This window comes from Acidithiobacillus sp. HP-11, from assembly GCF_015100075.1.
Lineage (GTDB): Bacteria > Pseudomonadota > Gammaproteobacteria > Acidithiobacillales > Acidithiobacillaceae > Acidithiobacillus > Acidithiobacillus thiooxidans.
In genome coordinates, this window is record NZ_JACKYY010000026.1 from 1 (window position 1) to 17,079 (window position 17,079).

The 17,079-nt window shown below is 44.3% G+C and carries 20 protein-coding genes; 16 read left to right on the plus strand and 4 right to left on the minus strand.

All coding sequences use genetic code 11. The features are described from left to right. Positions 1-180 precede the first annotated feature (180 nt). A complete protein-coding gene (locus tag H7F08_RS08850; RefSeq protein ID WP_193640352.1) occupies positions 181-837 on the plus strand; it encodes a hypothetical protein in 657 nt (218 codons plus the stop codon). Beyond that, the gene (locus H7F08_RS08855) at positions 834-1,016 is read left to right on the plus strand and encodes a hypothetical protein (protein WP_193640353.1); all 183 of its coding nucleotides are present in this window, start codon (positions 834-836) and stop codon (positions 1,014-1,016) included. Before H7F08_RS08850 ends, H7F08_RS08855 begins: the two co-directional genes overlap by 4 nt. Before the next feature lie 67 nt (positions 1,017-1,083). Here H7F08_RS08855 and H7F08_RS08860 read toward each other — a convergent pair whose 3' ends face one another. Genes H7F08_RS08860 through H7F08_RS08875 form a run of 4 tightly spaced genes read right to left on the minus strand, consistent with a single transcriptional unit; the run spans position 1,084 to position 3,225 of the window. Further along, positions 1,084-1,296, minus strand: a complete 213-nt coding sequence (locus tag H7F08_RS08860) for a hypothetical protein (protein ID WP_193640354.1) — start codon at positions 1,294-1,296, stop codon at positions 1,084-1,086. A gap of 59 nt (positions 1,297-1,355) precedes the next feature. After that, the gene (locus tag H7F08_RS08865) at positions 1,356-2,072 is read right to left on the minus strand and encodes a hypothetical protein (RefSeq protein ID WP_193640355.1); all 717 of its coding nucleotides are present in this window, start codon (positions 2,070-2,072) and stop codon (positions 1,356-1,358) included. 8 nt (positions 2,073-2,080) lie between these two features. Next, on the minus strand, positions 2,081-2,839 hold the full coding sequence (locus H7F08_RS08870) for a hypothetical protein (RefSeq protein WP_193640356.1): 759 nt from the start codon (positions 2,837-2,839) through the stop codon (positions 2,081-2,083). A gap of 5 nt (positions 2,840-2,844) precedes the next feature. Continuing rightward, positions 2,845-3,225, minus strand: coding sequence for a hypothetical protein (locus H7F08_RS08875; RefSeq protein WP_193640357.1), 381 nt, complete (start codon positions 3,223-3,225; stop codon positions 2,845-2,847). Between the two features lie 304 nt (positions 3,226-3,529). Here H7F08_RS08875 and H7F08_RS08880 point away from each other — a divergent pair, with 304 nt between their 5' ends. From H7F08_RS08880 to H7F08_RS08945, 14 genes are all read left to right on the plus strand, one after another. Next, positions 3,530-3,754, plus strand: a complete 225-nt coding sequence (locus H7F08_RS08880) for a hypothetical protein (RefSeq protein WP_193640358.1) — start codon at positions 3,530-3,532, stop codon at positions 3,752-3,754. A 285-nt stretch (positions 3,755-4,039) separates the two neighbouring features. Then, positions 4,040-4,645, plus strand: a complete 606-nt coding sequence (locus H7F08_RS08885; protein ID WP_193640359.1) for a DNA N-6-adenine-methyltransferase — start codon at positions 4,040-4,042, stop codon at positions 4,643-4,645. 71 nt (positions 4,646-4,716) lie between these two features. Further along, the gene (locus H7F08_RS08890; RefSeq protein ID WP_193640360.1) at positions 4,717-5,016 is read left to right on the plus strand and encodes a hypothetical protein; all 300 of its coding nucleotides are present in this window, start codon (positions 4,717-4,719) and stop codon (positions 5,014-5,016) included. Positions 5,017-5,074: 58 nt separating this feature from the next. Beyond that, the gene (locus tag H7F08_RS08895; RefSeq protein WP_193640361.1) at positions 5,075-5,407 is read left to right on the plus strand and encodes a hypothetical protein; all 333 of its coding nucleotides are present in this window, start codon (positions 5,075-5,077) and stop codon (positions 5,405-5,407) included. Between the two features lie 83 nt (positions 5,408-5,490). After that, positions 5,491-6,072, plus strand: a complete 582-nt coding sequence (locus H7F08_RS08900; protein ID WP_193640362.1) for a hypothetical protein — start codon at positions 5,491-5,493, stop codon at positions 6,070-6,072. A 153-nt stretch (positions 6,073-6,225) separates the two neighbouring features. After that, positions 6,226-9,042, plus strand: coding sequence for an autotransporter outer membrane beta-barrel domain-containing protein (locus H7F08_RS08905; protein ID WP_193640363.1), 2,817 nt, complete (start codon positions 6,226-6,228; stop codon positions 9,040-9,042). Positions 9,043-9,201: 159 nt separating this feature from the next. Further along, positions 9,202-9,480 (plus strand): hypothetical protein, encoded by a 279-nt coding sequence (locus H7F08_RS08910; protein WP_193640364.1) that lies wholly within the window; start codon positions 9,202-9,204, stop codon positions 9,478-9,480. A gap of 51 nt (positions 9,481-9,531) precedes the next feature. After that, positions 9,532-9,762, plus strand: a complete 231-nt coding sequence (locus H7F08_RS08915; RefSeq protein ID WP_193640365.1) for a hypothetical protein — start codon at positions 9,532-9,534, stop codon at positions 9,760-9,762. Positions 9,763-9,775: 13 nt separating this feature from the next. After that, the gene (locus H7F08_RS08920; RefSeq protein ID WP_193640366.1) at positions 9,776-10,369 is read left to right on the plus strand and encodes a hypothetical protein; all 594 of its coding nucleotides are present in this window, start codon (positions 9,776-9,778) and stop codon (positions 10,367-10,369) included. Positions 10,370-10,380: 11 nt separating this feature from the next. After that, on the plus strand, positions 10,381-10,656 hold the full coding sequence (locus H7F08_RS08925; protein ID WP_227487846.1) for a hypothetical protein: 276 nt from the start codon (positions 10,381-10,383) through the stop codon (positions 10,654-10,656). 56 nt (positions 10,657-10,712) lie between these two features. Beyond that, entirely contained in the window at positions 10,713-14,087 is a 3,375-nt protein-coding gene (gene mobF, locus H7F08_RS08930; protein ID WP_193640367.1) for a MobF family relaxase, read from the plus strand. A gap of 78 nt (positions 14,088-14,165) precedes the next feature. Further along, positions 14,166-14,354, plus strand: coding sequence for a hypothetical protein (locus H7F08_RS08935; protein ID WP_193640368.1), 189 nt, complete (start codon positions 14,166-14,168; stop codon positions 14,352-14,354). Positions 14,355-14,356: 2 nt separating this feature from the next. Then, positions 14,357-16,450 carry a type IV secretion system DNA-binding domain-containing protein gene (locus H7F08_RS08940; protein WP_193640369.1) on the plus strand — a complete coding sequence of 698 codons (2,094 nt, stop codon included), beginning with the start codon at positions 14,357-14,359 and terminating at the stop codon, positions 16,448-16,450. A 60-nt stretch (positions 16,451-16,510) separates the two neighbouring features. Next, complete coding sequence (locus tag H7F08_RS08945) at positions 16,511-17,011, plus strand: hypothetical protein (RefSeq protein WP_193640370.1); 501 nt, start codon at positions 16,511-16,513, stop codon at positions 17,009-17,011. The last annotated feature ends 68 nt before the right edge of the window (positions 17,012-17,079 follow it).

A 17,079-nucleotide genomic window follows, 5' to 3' on the forward strand; every position in this document is an offset into this window, starting at 1 on the left:
GCCAAATCCAGGGCACGGGGCTATCGCACCCACAAGAATTTTATTAACATGGCTTACCTCGTACTGGGTAAGCTGGATCTCAAGCTACCCACTTAAAACAGCGAGGAACCCAAGCCCTTTACTCTTGCGGCATAATCCACCACGGGCGGGAAACCGCCCATTTTGCATGAGAATGAAACCATGGAAAGTTTAGATGATATAAATATTTTTGAATTTTTGGCTTCAAAGTATCCAGACGAAACCGTAAAAGGGCACCGCCAGCAACTTTATGCCGCTGCTTTCGATATTGCGCAAAAAATGATTAATTATGAAAAATTGACAAGATTAGATGGATTAATTATGCGCGATGCTTGGGAATGTTCACGCACGGGACACCAGAATGTTATGTGTGGGGCATTAGCGGATGCAATCGAATTTGAATATCCGTATTTTGAACATGTTCAATCAATTATTAATTCAGACGGATTTTTAACAAAAAAAGAGTTGTGGCATACAGCCCGCATGCGCAAAAAAGAAATCATGGTTTTTCGTGGATGCTCTACAAAAGAGCTAGAAAATGACGAATTTGGATACTCTTGGACACTTGATAAAGAAGTTGCCCATTTTTTCGCGGATGCGCATGATGGCAAAGTTGTTACCGCTAAAGTATCCGGGTTATCGCATTTTGCCGTTTGGATGGATACCGCTGAATCTGAAATGATTATAACCGGAATAGATGAATCAGACATTTTATCTATTGAAAATACAAATTATCAGATAACAAACATGGAATGGACTAAACGCAAACATTTGACACCATTGCAACAAATCAAAGCAAAAAAAGGACTAACAGCATGACAACTGAAACAGAAAAACCAAAACGCGGACGCCCTCGCAAACACGAAGACTTAAAAGCAGCCCGCCGTGCAGCATCAGCAGCTTTTCGTGAGAGACAAAAAGCACGAAAGGAAGCGCCGGAAGTGCAGAGTAAAATTATTGATCTGTCTGTTTTGCCGGTATGGAAAGTAAAAAAATGAATGTTCCAAGCGCGTCATGGCTAAGTCATTGTTTTATATGACGCGTACTATTAGTAAGGGTGGTTTTTTACAACATCTCGCAGGACGCCGCCTTATCCACAAACTCCACAGCCTTGTTTACAGTTTTGCTACGCAAACCAGCCAGCGCACGCGCCAGCTTACTGCAAACAACCCGCGCGGCCATGGGGTTTTGTTGAACCCCGTTGCGCGGGCAAGGGTTGTGGATTTTGCCGCTACGCTTGGATAAGGCTTTATCGTGCCGTTTTCTTTTTTTCGGCATGCCATGCATAAAAAAGCCCCGCAAAATTACGGGGCAACATGGGATGACTACACATACAATCACAGAAAATGCGTTGTAATCAATGCACCGACAACCACGCCAACGATAAATATTGCCGAACCGCCAATCGTGTTAAAATAAAAGTTCACCGCTTTATGCTTCGCCAGCGCCAAATTTGCCGCTTCATTCGCACGCTGTACCCAGAGTTCTACCCCTTCATCTTTGCGAATCTCAATCTTCCGCGTCAAATCGGCATCCAGTGTCGATGCTGCCTGTTTTAACTTTTCCGCGCCTGCATTGGCTGAATCGACAATCATATTTTTCAAAATACCGATAAATTCACCACCGCTTTTGCCAAGGATTTCCCGAACTTGCCCGTTAAAGTCCTTCGATGCTAACAATAACGCATCCTGCATTGTTTTGGGCAATTTTTGCACATCTTCATGTACCAGTTTTGCAGCATCACCAGCCGCAAAAGCCGCCGCCGCTGAATCGATGACGCTACCAACCAGTAACCATGCAATGTCATCATCGCCAGTAATTCCTACCTTACCGCCCGCTTCAATGAGTTTTTCGCGCCATTCCGCAGGCAAACCTTTCAATGCTTGCGCTTTCAGTGAATCATGAAAAAACACCGTATCAACACGATCATCTGTTTCAACCTGAACCATCTTATCGACGTTTTCAGATTCACTATCCACCGCATCCCCGCCCATTGCGGGCGGGATGTTGTTTTCGATACCTTGTTCCAGTGCATCTAGTATTTCATCTGACATAAATCACCTCACTTCACATCAAAAACAGAAACGGATTCAAGCGCAGGAAGCAACCATTTATGCTGCAGAATAACTCGCTCCCCAAGTGTCAAAGGTGAATCCCTGCCAACTAATGCAGTAAAACGGCCATTAAATCCCAACACTTTGAGAGCTAAATCAGGCGGCAAAATCGCCGGAATGACAATTTCAGGAATATCAAACTTATCCCGATTACCGGAAATCACCCAATCGAACTTATCCGGTGTACCTTGGAAAGCCGGATAAACGATGCAGCGGTTTTCTGCCGCCATTAGCCCCAACAGCCCCCCGTTCAATGAACGCAGCGCATTGCGTGTACCGACTGCCTGATGCCCCAATGAATAAAACGCGAACGGTTCAAATCCGATAATGCTTGCCGCATCGACAATTGCCGGTGCCAACTCTTCCAGAGTATCCCCTGCACCACTTGGCAAGTTGATGACAACATCCTGAACACCTTCATCAGCCAAGTTGCTCAACTTATCGACAAAACCCATAACGGCTTCATTGCTTGCCCCCGCACGGTTCAAGTTTTCCGCTTCAACCTTGATCAGTCCCGCGAAGCGTTCCGCAATGTCAACGCCCTTATCGCCTTCAATCACAGCGACATTACGTCCAATTTCCAAAAGATGATCCACCAACAAGGCGGACAACATGGATTTACCCACACCGCCTTTATCGCCATGACTAAAAAACAGACGATTGCTGCTTACTGCTTCATTTACTACTGCCAATTCACTTTTGCTCATGTCAATTACTCCTCATCTTCCATCGTTGAAACATCAATACCAAGCGCTTTCAATCGCGCAAGCCTGTCATCTTTTGAACCATCGCCAATCTTTCTTGTAACGCTTGGCAACGGCCTTCTTGTGCCCGTATTCCCATGAGTATGTTCAATTGCAACATTGGATGTAATTGTGGACATAGTGGATTTCTTAACTTCCCGTTCCGGTAGTGGCAATTGTTCACACGGTTTGTATCTACCATGATCCATGGCTTTGCATACCGTCCAAAAATACTTTTCATTGGCATTAAATAAAGCCGCCAATTGCCCCCAAGTCACCCCCGCATCTCGTGCTGCTTTTATAGCATCACGATAACTTGCAACACGCGCTGATAACTTTGTGCTTTCCATTTTTTGCCTCCTTTACTGTCCTTCTCATCCTATACAGTTATCAGTCAAAAATATTCTTAACATTTCCATGATATTTCCCTAGAAAATCCCTAATATCTTCTCTTGTACCTCATATATTCATAATAAACCCTTTTCTTTCCTCTACGAAACATCTCATAAACACCTAACAATTTCCTAAATAAACCCTTATTTAGTATTTTAGTAGGGAAAAGTCAGGTTAAAAATAGGGGTAAGACGCACACCTTCGGTATGCTACTACAACACACAAACCCACCTGAAGGTTTGTGTCGCGGCGCGGCCATTGATGAGCAAACTTTTTATGTTTGGAGCATCCATTATTCAGGTTCCGCGTTTCATTTCCGGCAAACTTATTTTCATGGGTGCCCGTATTTCACGGCCTGCCGTTCATTTTCCGGTGCCCTTCATTTCCGGTTCACTCTCTTTTTTTACGATGCCCTTACTTTTCCGTCATGCCGTTTCCATTCATGCGTTTGCCCGTCATCCCAAGCGCCGCATAATTTTAGGGTAGGCGTTCATTCTGGTTATATTCATTCTTACATAACCAAACACCCAAGGATGAATGTATATATATAATGTCATCCCCGTTTTTATGTTCCCGCACCCTATCGCAAACGAACACATATATATAATGTCATCCCTGCATCCCGCATAAAGTCATAATCGTTATCTGCATCAATAAGTTATTCATCATTTCATTGAATCATCCTGTATCCATTCATGCGATCGTTTTCATGTGCCGTCATTTTTTTTGACATATCGCTGTAAGAGATAGAACCGCACAAAAGGAGCGTTCATGATGGCATTTGAATTACTTACCGAAGATTTATCTATTCCCTCACAAGCGCAAAAGCAGGTGCATGTTGCACAAAGCACAGGCAATAACGAATGGTACACACCCCCTGAATTTCTTTTTGCCGCCCGCGCAACCATGGGCAGCATTGATCTTGATCCAGCGTCATGCGCAATCGCCAATGAAAATGTAAAAGCCACCAAATATTTCACCGAAACCGACAACGGCCTTATTCATCAATGGCATGGCAATATTTGGCTGAACCCCCCGTATGCACAACCGCTCATCAGCCAGTTTTGCGAAGCGGTAGCGTATAAATATGAATCCGGCGAAATCCAGCAAGCGTGCGTACTTGTAAACAATGGAACAGAAACCAAATGGGGGCAACGGCTTTTATCGGTAGCTAATGCAATTTGTTTTCCATCATCCAGAATTTGTTTCATTCGGCCAAACGGCAGCAAAAAGGGCACCCCATTGCAGGGGCAGATGATTGTTTATATGGGCACCCGTACAAAAGAGTTTGCCGCCAATTTTGAGAAATTCGGGGTTGTATTACCGATTGCGCGTTTCGAAAAGAAAGTTGAAAAAGAACAGTTGGCATTTTTCTAATAATATTTTTGACAGAGTGCTGTAAGGAATGGAAGCAGTAAAACAGTAAACCCAAACATGGAGATTTAAAGATGGAAAAGGAAAGTCAGGAATACGTTGAAAATTTGAGGCAGGCAGCAAAAGAGTACAACGATCGCAAAAAGAGGTACACGCACCCATCCGGCGCGTTTGATCGTGCAGGCAGATGGGAACCCGATGAAGATGAGCGGCAGGACTGTTGCGATGATGTGCGGGAACCATCGCGGGCTTACCCATATTCTTTAATGGTTCATTGCCGCACCATGGAGCATGTCGCCAATTTGTATGATGTGGATAAGGCGGATTTGCAGCAGCAAGTGCGGAAACATGAGCAATTGGAAATGGAGCGTTAATTAATTATTGCGGGCGGTATTCATTTACCGCCATTACACAAAAAAAGGAGCATGAACAATGAATGAAGAAGAAGACAAGATATTTAAACCTGATCCAGAAAAGTTCGGCAATGACAAAGCGCTCTATGATCGTATGAGTTTAATGTACGAGCGTTGCGGCGTAACTGAAAAAATGATTGCTGATGGTAAAAAGGATGCGGAATTATCGAAAAGCAATCCCGCTGCTTACAAACAACTGATGGAATCAAGACATGGCAAGGATTGGGATAAAAACGACGATGCAGACATACCGATGCGCAGGGTTTGTACGGATTTTGTGAAGCAAACATGGGAAACCGTTGGTAAGTCATCATTTCGCTTTGAAAAAGGAGGTGATGAACACGAAAAATAAAATCATCAGTTTTTTTGACACATCGCAGTAGGTTATGTAGCACAGTAAACAAACTTTCTTTTCTATTTATAGGGGTAAACATCATGAACAAATCAGGTTTTATTTTCGCACCACTTTTTGTTATCGCAGCCGGTACATTGGCTACATTTGCACATGCGGGCACGATTACAGTGTCTAATTTTTCCACACCGGAACGCACAGCGGTAATTCTCGGGGCGGCTGAAAAGCAGGTTTTGACGGACAAAACGGGTACTATTTCAGCGGTTTGCGGTAATCGTAAGATGGGCATCCCGCCTTTTTTCAATTTCGAGCAGGACAACAACTTTTTGTTGACGAGTTGTGCAAAAGGGCTGGTGGTTAAAGTAACTAATGTTGGTTACAAAAGCAGTCAATACAACAATGCTTTTAAAATGCGGATGTTGCCTGCAGGTGCGCGGGAACCGAGTACTGCCACGGTTTCCGACTTTTCAGCGCCGTACCGTGTCACAGCAGTAGTAAACGCTCTTAAAAAAGTAGTTTTTGCAGATGGCCGTGTGGGAACCATTACCGCATCTGGTGATGGTGAAAACATGCATGTAACGAATGCATATGCTGTCCCCGCCGATCAAAGCGTAACATCCGTGTATAAGGGTAATCGCATGAATGGCGTTAAAACATCCAATTAAAACATTTTCACATCATCACCAAATTCAGGGGCTTCGCGCCCCTTTTTTTATGTCTGTTTCATCGTTCTGTAATTTTTCCTCTATTTTTTTTTGACAGATAACTGTAGAGGATGAGGGCAGCAACGGGCAGCCCATCAACACGAGGATTTAGATATGAAAAAGCAGATGAAGATTAAAGCAATTATTGCGGCGGTTGCATTGGCGGTTTCGCCGGTTGCACTGGCTACTACGAATTACACAGGAACAACTAATGTCAGCAGCACGGTGACATTAGCAACCGGCGACACGATTACACAACCGAGCGAATTTGTGATGGGCAGTGATTCAACGCTTACAGATAATGCAGCCAACAGCACAAATGATGGCGTATGGAATTTGGGAACGGTTAAGGATTCATCGTCTGATTTTGACGCAACAATTGCACCGGGTGCGGCAGGTATGGAAGCATCTGGCGGAACAGGCGTTTTGTCGAGTGCAACCAGTGCAAACCCCGGAAACCCTCTAGGTATGGGTTTGAATATAACGAACGAATCACCGAACACCGGCACTGAAAACTTTTATGATGTAGGTGATCAATCACTGGAAACAGCCAGTTTAGCGATCAACGAAAGTGCTGATGCGCTGGTTGATATGTATATGGGTGTGAATCCAGATGATACGCAATACAATGGGAATACGGATGAAACCTTGGAAACATTCGGTTTTTCAGCAGCATCTGCAGCTACCGGCGCACTGATCATGAGTAATACGACATTGAATATTGATTACACATTAGAACTTGAAAATGATAGTCCTGATGTTGTGCTTGATCCTGCGGATGATAGTAATAGCAGTGACGATACATCAACAATTAACTTGAATTCTGGCACCACGCTTCAGCTTGCTACCGTTAATTCTGGTAATGCATCGTCTTTATCGCTTTATGCAAGTCCCGGCACGACACTAGATTTTAACGCAGATTCTGGTAATTCAGTAGTTTACGGGCCGGAAGACGAGAACGGCGGCGGCGGACTTGATTTTACAGCAGCAGGCGACGGGGTTGATTTGCCCGTGTTCGGGAATGTAGATAATGGCCCCGCAGGCATCGTTAATCTTGATCTGGAAGGTTTGAACTTTGTCGGTGAAGACGGGGGTAGTATTGCGTTATCTGCTGAAATCGGCGCTTCACCGACAACCGGACAAGTGGTTACGCCTACCACTGCAGATGAAATACCGGAATTGACAGCAAATCTTGACGATGTGGTAGATAACGGTGATACGGGTAATCTTACTGTGCATGATGATGTAGGAAACAGTGTTTCTACACCGAATATCAATGTCAACGCAAATTCAGCGCAATTTGGCGGAGGCGTAGATATTGAAGGTGACGGTATTTTGTTTGACGCTAAAAACAGCGAATTTGGCGATAGCTCAAATGTGTTCGGCGGTGCGGACACTACCGCAAATTTAACGGATGATAGTGGTGGTTCATTGTTTGTTGACGGAGGTACAGTCAATATCAATGATATTAATTTGTCTGGATATAACGACGTTGGTTTGGAAGCCAGCGGCGGCAACATCAATGTATCTGGCAGTAACAACGTTTCGAACTTGTACATGCAAAACGCGGAAAGCAGCGGCGCATACACGGGTAATGTTGTGCCATCACCGAATTTGACGTTTTACATGACGCCGGACGCTATATCCAGCATTTATGCTGCAGACGGGTACAGCATCGAAAGTGGCAATGTGTTGATCAATGCAGCTACAGGTAAATACAGCGCCGGATTATCCAGCCCGTTTTTACAAAGTGCATCTGGTGTAAGCAATACTTTTAACCCTACGGCTGTTTATTATGTGTATAATGGCGCGGATAGCAGCAAAATTGATGGTTTTGGCGCATCAATTTATTCAACCAGCGATTCAGAAAGTGTGTGTTTGGGTGGCGATTGCGGTACTACCACACCGACGCCTGCACCATCCAGTCCATCCACACCATCTACACCTACACCTACACCTACACCTACCCCTGCACCGATTCATGTACAGGTTGTAACGCCGGTTCAAGAAGCAAACAATACGCTTTCGAACACGCCCGCACTTTCGATTAAACAAGCGCATGACACGCAAAACGCGATCATCAGCACCGGAATTGTTGGCGGTGGGCCACGCGGACTTTGGGTAAAAGGCTTAGGCGGATTTTCATCGCAGGGTAATTATTCCGGCGCTAATTATGGTTTACTGGCAGGTTATGGGGTGTCAGTCGGAATGCAAAAACGGGATGTGGCTGGTATTGCGTTTAGCACTGGCAATGCAGCGATCGGTACGAATTCCAGCAATTACACTTCTGGAACGGACTACGGTTTGTGGCTGTATGGGACATATTATCCGAACGCTAGTAAAAACTGGAAAATCACCGGTACGATTGGTGGCGGGCTGTTATCGAACACGATTGATACTACAGCACTTGGATTGCCCCAAATAGCCCATTTTGGCGGAAGTTTTGCGGGCGCGGAAGTGCGGGCAAGCTACTGGAAAAATCTGGATGGTTTTGTATTAAGCCCGCGTTTATCAGTTGGCTATGATCAATCATGGACGAATGGTTACACGACGCATGGCGGAAGTTTTCTGGATGTGCATGTTGCATCACAATCAAGCGGCCAGTTCATGATTTCACCGGCTGTATTGATCGGTAAAAAATTCAATTACCGGACAACTGCGGGAAACCATACATTATTCCCACAAATCCGTTTGGGAATGGTTGAAAATATCGGAGCGAATCCATCATCCACAGTATCCAGCGGGCAAGATGTGGGGCAGATCGAAGGTTTGCAATACCCGCACACGCAAGGGATGGCAGAGGTTCGGTTAAATATCATTTCTCACACGCAATATACAAAAGGGCTTTCCGCGAATGTTTCAGCCAAAGAATTGTTCGGCGGCGGAGCATCAAGCACGGAATTCGTCGCGGCTTTGAAATATCGCTGGTAAACCATCACATATCATCACCAATTGGGGCAGAAATGCCCCTTTTTTTATGCCTGTATTTCATTCAAACCAAATCATGCGCAAATTTTTGACAGATAACTGTAATAGATGAGAGGCAGAAAATCGTTTCTCACCTTTTTTACATGATCAGGAGATATTCTAATGGAAGCAATAGCAAGTAAGAAAAATTCAGCAGGAAATGATGTTGTCATTGTTCAAATCGACAAAAACAAAGACGAAGGTCCAAGCGTTATTCGTGTCGCAGAGATTAATCAAGGGAAACATAAAAAGATCATCGATTTTACTTTTCACGAAAGCCGTGGCGACAAATCCCGCCGCGATGCAATTAAATGTGCTGGACGTGTTTTAGATGTTGTAACGAAACCATCTGATAAAACCGCTGAATTCACTTTTGAAAAAGGCGACGGCAACGAGCGTTAAACTTTAACCTTACGGGCGGTTCATCGCCGCCCCAATTCTCAGGAGGACAACATGATTTTTACATACACACCAGCAGGCACTAAACGCTTACTTTTGAGCGAATGGTACGCATTGGAAAAATGGCCGCATCATTGCCCGACTGATCGCAATCATAGGCATTTTATTGTGTATCAGGGCAAACGCGCATATCGTTGTGGAATGGCAATAGATGCATTATCGGCTCAAGTTTCGGCGATGGTTTTTACAGCAAAACCTTTCATCATCAAACCAAACATTAAATAAAAGGAGATATATCATGGCTAAGAATTATAAAGGCGAAACACTCACGGAATCCGAAAAATATGTACAACCGTGCGTACCAATCGAAGTATCAAAAGGTGTTTTTATGTCCAGAGATGCAGTCTGGACGCGTGCAAAAAACATCATAAAAACTCACCCGCGAATGGATGGATCAGGGCATTTACTGCAAAAGAACCCCGACGACAGGTTTAAAGCGCCTGATTTAAATGAGATGATTTCTTATGTAAAAGCTGAATTAAAGAAGCAAAACATCAATCCCGATAAATGCCGCATCGAGCCACTCATTCAAAGTTGCTTACCGAAGCTAGTAGGCCGCAAAGATTGGCATCACAAAAAGGATTTTGCGGAGAAAGCAAAGCGCAAAGAACGCTTGAAAAAAGAAGCGTTGTATAAAGCCAAAAGGATGCAGCAAAGACAGTCTAAACCAGCGCAAAAAGTGGAAAGGGAACCGGTAAAGAATGAATCGCCATTTCCTACGCTAACGCTTAAAAGTAATCTAAGACAGGAAACACGGGTGGTTACTGTAACTGTAAAAAAGGCGCGTAATTTTCATTATCCGCTTGATCTACCATCAGGCGGTGAGAAATGAGGATCGCGGACATGGAGAGTTATGAAAAAGGTTTGCAAAAAATAGCGGATATGGAAAGTTATGATGCACAAGCAGATCGGGATTTAATAGCAACTGTTTTGCTGGATGCCGTTGAGCAATCGTTTAAACCGCACGAATACAAAGCGAGGCGTTGGTTAAAGACTATATATGCAGAATCTTTACTGATTTTGCTAGATATATCGCCCAGTTCAGCATTGCAGCATTTGTCTAAAAAATGGCAAAAGATTGATGCAGATTATCCAACACCCGGCCAGCGGTTACATTAAATAGCCAGTTTTTTTGACAGATCGCTGTACATAATGAAAGGTTAGGAGGATTAAACATGAGCGTAAAAGAAAGCCATTTGTCCGGTTCGGCAACAACTATTGTAAAGTATGTGGAAGAAGAAAAAGAGGCGCATCGCACAAAATCCGGCGAAGAATACACAACCGGTTACTATTCAGAAAATAATAAAGTGCAATCGATGTGGATCGGTAAAGGCGCAGAATCGCAAGGGCTTTCCGGTGCTGTTAAATCGGAGGATTTGGAAAAACTATTGTCCGGCACAACGATGGATGGCGAAGACATAAGTAAACGCGGCGGACACGATAAAGAACGCCGCATGGGTTCAGATTGGACTTTCTCAGCGCCGAAAGCCGCATCAATAATAGGCATTGAGGATGAACGCGTAAAGCAGTGGATGCTTGAATCAACAGCCGAAGCCATTGAAGAATATTACGCGAAAGAGATGACATATGCCCGTTTGGGAAAAGGCGGAGCCATTTCAGAATTCAGCGAAAACATATCCGCAGCCGCTTATTTACATGAAACAGCGCGTGCAGCCGATGGCACGATTGATCCGCAGCTTCATGTCCATTGCGTTGTGCCGAACATGGTTCAAAGATCAGATGGTGAGTGGGTATCTCTACGGGCGGATTATGGGCAAAACAACAGCAAGGTTTATACATTGGGCGATGTGCAAGTAGCCAAGCTCATGCAAAAAATGCAGGCAGCGGGCTATGAACTGGAAACCCGTCTTGAAAGAGATGATAAAGGTATTGAGCATTTATCGTTTGGCGTAAAAGGCATTTCAAAAGAAGCAGAAGATGCCTTTTCAGGACGCAAAAAACAAATCAATACTTACCTTGAAAATAACGGTATTGATCCCAAATCTGCAACACGCGCTCAAAAAGATGCGGCGGCACTAAATACCCGCGCAGATAAAGATAAGAATGTTGATGCGGTAAATTTAAAGTATCAACAAAGACAGCGTGCGCGTGATGCAGGTTTAGATTTATCCGGTATCAGAGCTAATGCTGATCATCGTGAAAAGAATAAAAATGAACAACAGAACGAAAAAATAACGGGTAAGGATGTGGTTAAATCCGCGATTAAGCATCTGGCGGAGCGTGATGATGTATTTTCCCGTTCTGATCTACTGGCGGAATCTATTAAAGCCGGTGCGGGTTCGGTGGATTTAAAAGACATTCATAAAGCCATTGATGATCGCACAGGCGGTTTAATTCGGGCGGCGGATGTGGACAGGGACGGAACCGGTAAAAATGAACAGTATTTTACGACAAAATCAGCTGTTTATCGTGAAGCCGAAATCTTACAACGAGCAAAAGACGGACAGGGTAAAGCAGAAGCCATTATTGAGACTCAGCATATTACGCGGAGTCAGGAAAATCGGGGAGTTGGAGATGTAAATGATGTTTCATTCACAGTACAGGAGATCGAAGATGGAAAACGAATCAGCAGTAAACAGCAAACCAGAAATAAAATCAGCAGTCTTGAAAAAACTTCAACACTCACCGGACACCGCTTGCGCAGTCTGTCAGAACGCGGTTTGGATGCGCACGAAATCGGGCAAAGTACAGGTGTTTTGTCAGATCATGCACAGCCTGATAGATCAGGAGATCACGATTTGCGACGGGCAACTGATGACGAACGAATAGCCGGAATATTGCAAAAACAGGAGGATAAACAGGGTTTTAAATTTAGCCAAGGGCAACGGGAAGCGGTTGCTCTTGCACTCACAACAGATGCCAGACATGCGGGCGTTGTGGGTAGTTCAGGTGCGGGTAAAACAACCAGCATGAAAATTATTGTGGAGCAATATAGGGAAGCGGGTTATCAGGTGATTGGTGTTGCACCAACCGCCAAAGCAAAAAGGGAATTGGAAAGCGCAGGATGTGATGAAACCATCACACTTGCATCTGCATTACTGAAAAAGCGTGATGCAGAAGATACGCAAAAACGCATATATATAACCGATGAATCCGGCATGATCAGCAGTAAAGATATGGACAAATTTATCAGGAAAGTAGACAACGAACAAAATGCCCGTTCGTTTCTTGTTGGTGATCCGTATCAAATTGATGCCGTGGAAGCGGGTACGCCGTTTGCACAATTACTGGAAACGGAAAGTATTCCATACGTCAAAATTGATGAAGTACAGCGGCAACGGGCAGCACCCGAACTCTTAAAAATTGCTCAAGCCTATGCGCGTGGTGATGCGGAAACCGGTTCTGAATTGGTGCGTCCGTATGTTACACAAGTGAAAGTGGAAAAAGGACAGGATAAAGATGTGGAGTTAGCCAAAGTTGCGGCTAACAGATATTTGCAGATGACACCGGAACAGCGTGAAAATGCCTATTTCATCACAGATACCAACAAAAAGCGTCAGGAAATAAACGGACAAATCCGCGATGGATTAATCAATGAAAAAGCATTGGGTGAAAAGGCTGTAAACATTTCTGCACTGGATAAACTGGATTTAACGGCAGAAGCGGCAACCAGATCAGAAAAGTACACCGCAGGCAAACAAAATCCTGACGCACAAGTTATTGTTGAATTTAATAGGGAATACATGGACAAAGACACGCTGGTATCCGCTAAAAAAGGTACGCAATGGAATGTGCTTGAAACAGATGGCGGGAAGTTGACATTGCAAAGCCGCGATAATCCCGATGATTTGCTGAAAGTTAATCCGGCAAAAATCAACATTTCAGCTTTCACCGAAAGGAATATGGAATTACGGGATGGTGATCAGGTATTTTTTCGTAAAAATGATAAGGAAAGAGGCGTGATCAACGGTACTAGCGGAACCGTTGTTATTGATGACAAAGGGCAGGCTGCAGTCAAAACCGACACCGGCGAAACGGTAGAGATTGATCAACAAAAGGCCGAAGCTCTGGATTACAATTACGCAGTAACCACCCATGCGGTACAAGGCGGTACCCGCAAAACATCGATTCCTGTTTTTACCGCTGGCGGTTCTGTATCTGCAAAATTATTTTATGTAGCAGTTACGCGTGAAACGCATGAGCTTGAAGTAATAACCGATGACACAGATAAAATGCTTAAACAAGTCAGTAAATATGTCGAAAAAGAATCGGCTATGAAAGCAGCTAAAGCCAAAGCGCCTGAAAGTCTGGAAGAAATCCAAAAGGCACGAATGGCGGCAGGTAAAGAAATCGGAAGCGTTGGCGATCTGGCACAAGTCCGTGCGTCTGGTAATGCACAAAATGCAGAATTGCCATCGCAAACGCAAGCAGCTGAAAAAGAAGCGGATAAAATGTCAGGCATTGCACAAAATGGCGATGCGCATGATTCGCAAAACAACAGCGAAAATGAAACGCCGGAGCAGAAATTACAAGAGCAAACCGAACAACAAGAACAGGCACAAGAGCCAGAAATGGAAATGAGTTCGTAAAATTTTGACAGATAGCTGTTAGTCATGAGGCGGGATACTTTATTTCATCCACCACACCCGCCCAAAAGGATAACCACCATGAACATAATCGACAAAATCAAATCACATTTCATAAAGAATGAAAGCATTATTAAATGGGCACGCCGTACGGGAAACGCAAAAAAGATTGAAAAATTGTACAATCCTGCCAATCCATCGCCGGAAGATAAAGAATATCTTGATCGCCTACACAATAACAATAATGACGGAAAAGAACGGGGTGATTAATCATGGCTACTACATTAAAAAGATACAGTGGCCCAAATGATCCGCGTTTCGCTACCGGTTCAGGCTTTCTTGAACTAATCGGGATCGGCGGCATAGGCGGTACATTATTAGGCTATGCAGGCGCATGGGAAAGTATTGCACTCGTAAAAACAGGCGCGTTATTAGCCCCAAAGGCAATTTTAGAGGCCGTTCGCATCGCCGGATTAATGCCGCCTGATTATATGCCATACCTTGCTGCAGGGGCGGGAATTGGAGCTATTGCGGGTGCGGTTGCAGGTTATTTTATTGGTGATTTAAAGCAGGAAATACATATCAGAGGCCGTCAGCTTGAAACCATAAAACAAGCCGCAAAAGCGTTAAAACCCCGCAAAAAAGCAACAACCGGTGTTTCTATTCATCCTCAAATTCCGATAAGTGAGCAGCAGGAGTGTAGGCACTTTCTTTTGTTGGGTGGATCAGGATCGGGTAAAACATCGATCCTTTGGCCAATGATTAACCAAGCCGCCAACCGTGGCGATAAATGCCTTATTTTTTCGTTTAAAGGCGATTTTCAGCAAAAAGGGGATTTTCCGTTTACACTTTTAGCGCCGTGGGATTCACGATCTGCAAAGTGGCAGTTAGGGCGTGATATTCGTACGCGTTTGCATGCGGAATCGTTAGCAAAAACGCTGATTCCGACGCCTGATCGTGATCCAATTTGGGCACAAGGCGCTCAGGGACTTTTAACTGCCATAATTTCCGAAGTACAGTCAAAATATGGCGAAAAATGGGGGTTTTATCGGTTAGCTCAAGCATGCAGCATGGCTTTATCAGATTACGATTCATTAGTAAATACGGTTATGAATGAATCGCCTTTAGCCAGATCGTTTCTTATGGGAAAAGATTCAAAAACTACCGCAAGTTATCTTGCACAAATGGCGTCAAACTTATCTGACATTATTAATCTTGGCGTAGCAGATTTTAGCAATCGCGGCCAGCCGTGGAGTGTGCGGGATTGGTTGGCGGGTAAAACGCCAAACGCCGCAATATTGGGTTATTTGCCGGAATCAGAAAATTTATCGGCTGCTTATTGCTCAAGCATTATTGAGCAGACTGTAAAACAAATTCTTTCTTTTCCTGATGCATTGCCGGAAGCACGCAGGATGTGGTTATTTCTGGATGAGGTGCCACAAGCCGGTAAAATCCCAAGCATTACCAGCGCATTAGAAGCCGCCAGATCGAAAGGTTGCAGAGTGGTTTTAGGCATGCAAGGCGTTGCCCAATTGGAAGAACATGGCTATTCAAAAAACACGCTCAGGATTTGGGCGGGACAATGTGGTGTCAAAATTGTTGCTAATCTTTCAGATCCAGATGATCAAAAGTGGGCAAGCAACCTTTTAGGAGACAGAGATTTAGAGCGGTATCAGGCCAATATTTCTGTAAATAATAATGGCGGGAATGGTGGCAGTAGCGGGCAATCGGGCGGCTATCAAAGAGCAACAGAAGCAGTGATGCTTCCCGCAAGTTTTGGTACTGATCTTTACGTTGATGAAAGTAAAAATGGTGGCCCGCAAGCTTTAATTTTGACATCCAAAACCGCAGCTATCATCAAATGGCCTTTTCCCGAAATCCACGAACAGCGCCACGCATTTTGTGAGGCGTCATGGATGCAGCACGGTTTCCAGCGCCCAAGATGGGGCAAAACGCCGCCCATGGTTCAGATGCCCGAAGATATGCCGAAAAAGTCAGCAAATACGCAGCAAAACAAGGCAAAACAGGATGAAGTGCAGCAGCAAGATGACATTACTTATATGTCATCTAATCCGCAGCCACAGATTCAAGATACAGAAGATGCAGGCAGCATTTTAGAAGATGCCATATCAGATCATGCAATTTCAGCGGCTTTGGATGCAGCATTAACAGGCGGTGCAGGGCAGCTTTTTGAACTCATGAAAGGGGTTTCGGAGATCGCTGGAAATTCGGGCGGCGGCAATGGCGGGGCGAACTTTTTACCAAAGTTGCCCCAGAATCAACAACCGCGCCGAAAGCAGGAAGACGAATACTTTCAAAAACGAGATGCAGCCGAAGCAGACGATGAAGAAGAATCCGAACCGTGATCAATAAAATGTGCGGTTTTTTTTTGACAGAGTGCTGTAAGAGATGGAAGCAGTAAAAACATGAAGCATCACGAACGAACAGGAGTAATTGATATGGGCATTTTGGACGAAATTGAAAGTGAAAACGTAAAAAGCACGGTAGCGGGAAGTATGCTAGATGGCGTTGAACAATTAAAAACGATGGTAAAAATAGAGCGTTTTGGGCTTTATTCAAACATTGGGTTTATTATTCTGGCGTTTGTTGCTGGCGGTTGGGTATTGCCGTTTGCACCAGTGGTTGCGCCTTTTACTTTCAACGGCACCTTATCCGGCGCTGGCGGAAAACTGTCCGCAAAAGCGCGAAAAAACTTGTGGTTAATTTCATATGCGCGGGGTTTACAAACAGCATCAATTTTAATGATTGCGTTGATGATTACATGCTGGTTGCTTGGTTTTAATGTAAATCACACGGCTGGCGATATTGGTATTTTTGGCACGGCTGGAATTATGCTGTTCATGATTTACCGGAATATTCGTGCAGGAAGCACTTACAAAAAGTTGATCAAGATTATGCGGGAATAGCAGGCAAACATCGCCTGAAATTTTGACAGATGACTGTAAAGAATGAAGCAGTAAAGCACATCACATCA